Here is a 1,901-nt window from a genome sequence, read left to right on the forward strand (position 1 = left end):
CAAGGCGCAGCACTCGCCCGGCAAGACCATTCTGGAGAGCGTCCAGCTCGGCGACCTCCCCGGCATCGGCATGACCATCATCGATGGCATCGTGCGCACGCAACGTAGCCGCAATACGCCGCCGGCGGGGAGAGTGCCGGAGGTGGTGGCGAAGTAGGCTGGCGAGACGGTGCAGTAGGGTGGGCAAAGCGAAGAGACTGGGCAAGAATCTCGCGGTTACGCTGCGATGCTGAAGCGGAAGCGGATGATCGCTGGTTTTTGGCCTAATTTGGCTGAGAAGCCTCTGATAGAGACGATGGCAGGGCCTATGGCGGGCACGACGGCGCACAGGACGCGCAAAATTGCGCTCCTGGCCACCCGGTTGGCAAAAAACGCGACAAAGCCGTCAAAGCCGAGGATGTTCAGCACACGGGCGAGATTGTAGCAGAGCGCCATCAGACTCCATTCGCCGCGAACCTTGGCAAAGCCGCGGACTAGGAAGTGGCGATAGCCGGCGCGGCATTTGAGCGTGCCGAAGGGATGCTCGACCAAGCAGGAGCGCTGGCGCATCAACTCGCTCGCCTCTTTCATCCGCTCCCTGTGACGATCAATCACCTCTTCGTGCTGCCAGCGATAGATGGTGCGCTTGTCCGACTTTTGACCAAGGCATTGCTCGCGCAAGTGACAAGCCTTGCAGACAGATTTCAGGCTGACATAGCGGACGTCTTGCCGACCGGCCGGGCTGATTTTGACGCCATTCATCGGCCTCAACAGCGCGCCCGCGGGACAGCGATAAGCGTCGGCTTCGGCGTCATAGCTGAACGCTTCATGCGTGAAGCGGCCTTGTTCCTCCAAACCCCCTGTTCGCTTGGGCGGCGGGACATAGGCAACAATGCCGCCTTCCTCGCATTCTTTCAGGGTCGTGCCATTGTAATAGCCGGTGTCGGCAATCGCCTGCAGCGTCTCGGCTCCCAATGCCTCTTTTGCCGCTTTGGCCACCTCGTAAAGCTGGCCCGTATCGTTGCCGTCGTTGACGACCTCGCTCGCAACGATGAGCTTGTGCTTGTCATCGACCGCAATCTGGACGTTGTAGCCTGCGAGGACATGGCCTCTTTTCGACAAAAGCCGGGCGTCCGCATCGGTGGTCGACAACTGGGTCTCGCCGCCGTCCTCCAGACGATCAAGATCGGCCTGGGCTTTCGCCCGGCGCGCCATCAACGCCGCCAGCTTGTCCGCAACCCTGCCGCCATTCCCATTCGCGCTCCCGCCATCTCCGTCACCTGACGAATGCGCTTCTTCGCTGGCGTCGTTCGACGCCAGCGCTTTGCCATATTCCTCGATGTCGCGATCGATACAAGCAAGCTGCTCCGCCAGCCGCTTCTTCGTCTTGATGCTCGCCTTGCTCGCATCGCCATGGAAGAAGGCGCCGTCGATCGCCACAAGCTTGCCGCCCAGAAGCTCAAGTTCGCGCAGCAAGAGCACAAATTCCCGGTTCGTCGCCTTGAGCGCCGACCAATTATCCCGGCGGAAGTTGGCGATGGTCCGGTAGCCGGGCGTCAGTCCCTTGAGCAGCCACATCAGTTCCAGATTGCGTTGCGCCTCCTGCTCGAGGCGACGCGAGGAGCGGACCCGGTTGAGATAACCGTAAAGATAGGCCTTCAACAGGTCCGCCGGATGGTAACTTGGCTGTCCCGCCCCGGTGCCACCACCGGCATGCCGGAACCCGAGCTTCTCAAGATCGAGCGCACAGACATAGGCCTCGATCGCCCGGACCGGGTTGTCTTGCGCAACATAATCCTCGACGCGAGGCGGCAGAAGGCTCAACTGCTCCCGCCGCGGACCAGTCTTATAAGTGCGATTCGTCATGAATAGAATCGTACATCGATCCGGATTCGGGCGAGAACAATTCTTGCCCAGTCTCG

The 1,901-nt window shown here is 60.9% G+C and carries 1 protein-coding gene and 1 pseudogene; one reads left to right on the plus strand and one right to left on the minus strand.

The genetic code is table 11. The annotated features are described in order from the left end of the window. Positions 1 to 157, plus strand: a pseudogene (locus tag FXB38_RS28545) (amidohydrolase family protein); the annotation flags it as partial. A 59-nt stretch (positions 158 to 216) separates the two neighbouring features. Here FXB38_RS28545 and FXB38_RS28550 read toward each other — a convergent pair. Further along, positions 217 to 1,901 (minus strand): IS1182 family transposase (locus tag FXB38_RS28550; RefSeq protein ID WP_148754262.1); only part of this gene is annotated, 1,685 nt, incomplete at its 5' end.

Origin of the sequence: Bradyrhizobium cytisi, from assembly GCF_008123515.1 — a bacterium.
GTDB lineage: Bacteria > Pseudomonadota > Alphaproteobacteria > Rhizobiales > Xanthobacteraceae > Bradyrhizobium > Bradyrhizobium cytisi.